Source organism: Rummeliibacillus sp. POC4 (assembly GCF_003576525.1).
In the GTDB taxonomy this organism is placed as follows: Bacteria; Bacillota; Bacilli; order Bacillales_A; family Planococcaceae; genus Rummeliibacillus.
On sequence record NZ_QWUA01000143.1, the window covers coordinates 1 to 1800 of the forward strand.

General features: G+C 40.4%; 1 protein-coding gene. It reads right to left on the bottom strand.

From position 1 onward, the window contains the following. Positions 1 to 403 precede the first annotated feature (403 nt). Positions 404 to 1681 (bottom strand): IS110 family RNA-guided transposase, encoded by a 1278-nt coding sequence (locus tag D1606_RS18325; RefSeq protein ID WP_119417441.1) that lies wholly within the window; start codon positions 1679 to 1681, stop codon positions 404 to 406. Positions 1682 to 1800: the final 119 nt, after the last annotated feature.

Genomic DNA, 1800 nt, shown 5'->3' on the forward strand with positions numbered 1-1800 from the left:
CCTCCCTCTATAAATGTTGATGTATCAATGGCTCACGCCATTTTTAAGTGACGAAAAATATTTTTTCAATACGTACATCTATAATTATTTTGTAATTATTGATTTTTCTTACAATCTGTCCGAACGCTTCGCTAAAGGATAAACCATTAACTGGTAATGATTCTCCTGATCCATTGCTGTATATTGATGCACTTATGGATCTCTGCGTAGCTTATGATGACGGACCCTCCCATGTCTCTAGGCGTCTGTTTGCGCGTACATTCCTTCGTTCGGTCTATTCATAAGGCAGAGGCTGGCGATGCTCCTTAAGGGACTCGTTTATAATTGACATTAACGGTCGAATGGAATAAATAATGCCGGCTTCTCCGTGTCATCCTCTTGAGTATTCTAACGGTAGGTATGCTTATGCAGCCGTTTGAAGACTGGCAAAATCGTTCATCATTTGATGTTCATTAAACATTGTTTTCTTTTTACACAAGGCATGTAAAACTTTCAGTAACTTGCCACATAGGACAACGATAGATTGCTTCTTTCGAAGCGGATTGACTGGGCGTGTAGTGTAATATTCGTGTAACTGCTTAAATGCTGAATTATGTTGGATTAAAGGCATCATTACTCGAAATAGAAGGGAACGTAGTTTACGTCTCCCTCGTTTGGATATACGTTTTTGTCCCTTTAGCTGGCCAGAAGAGTTTTCACGCAATGTGAGTCCCGCTAGTTTAATTAATTGGCGTGGATGTGCATATTGAGTGAGAGAACCAACCTCTGATAGTAAGTCGACAATAGTAACATCTCCGATTCCTGGAACAGATGCTAAATACTCATAATCCGTCATTTGTTTGGCTAGCTCTACGAGCTTAGACGTTAATTCATCTAGTTGAGCTTGCATCAATTTGTGCTGTGAAAGAAGTGTGGCGATTTCGAATTTGGCCATCACTAAGCCTTCTGTCAGTCCAATTGAGTTTTGGGCAACTTCAACCAATTGTTTTGCCTTTGGTAATTGCGGAATTTTCATCCCTTCTACTTGACGATATAAGAAGAGTAGATCTTCTGGTGATTTCCCCTTAATATCCGATGGCAAAGGTGTCATTTCGAGCACCGCATAGGCCATTTTCCCGAAGTTTTTAAATACCTGTGTAAACTCTGGGAAAAAGCGATCTAACCAACGAATCACACGATTTTGAAGGGCATTTAAATCTTCTTGAATCTTGGAACGTAAAGTAGCTCCATTTCGCAATTCAGCTTCCACGCCTTCAAGAATTCGAGGATAGCTGAAGCGTCCATCTCGCATTAAACGGGCAATGACAAGTGCATCTTTTTGGTCATTTTTCGTTTGGAGATTATCATCAAGCTCCTTTGAGCGATTGACGTGCATTGGATTGACCATCACGAATGGAATCCCATAGCTTGTTAAAAATGACGCTAAGTTCATCCAATAGTGACCTGTTGGCTCGAAACCAACGAGGATTTCTTGTTTTTTATGAGCCGTTCTAAGCGCCATAAGGCGTTCGTAAAAGTATTCAAATCCTAGATGCGATTGCACGATTGGAAATGATTTTTGGAGTACCCGACCTCGGTCGTCGATGGCACAAGCGAAATGTTTATGCTTTGCAATATCGATCCCGATGACTAGTGTATTTTCAGAAACTTGATTAATCTTTTCATTCGTATTAAAATTCATTGTTGGAAGTCCTCTCTGTAGATGTGCGAGTCAATTTTCCGGTTGACCACTCAAGCATCATACAAGAGGGCTTTTTTGTTTTCAAGTCCCCGAAAATACTTCTAACAGGAATGCTCCTT

Excerpts from the sequence above, each read along its gene's own strand:
- D1606_RS18325 (WP_119417441.1), bottom strand. The coding sequence starts at position 1,681 with ATGAATTTTAATACGAATGAAAAGATTAATCAAGTTTCTGAAAATACA.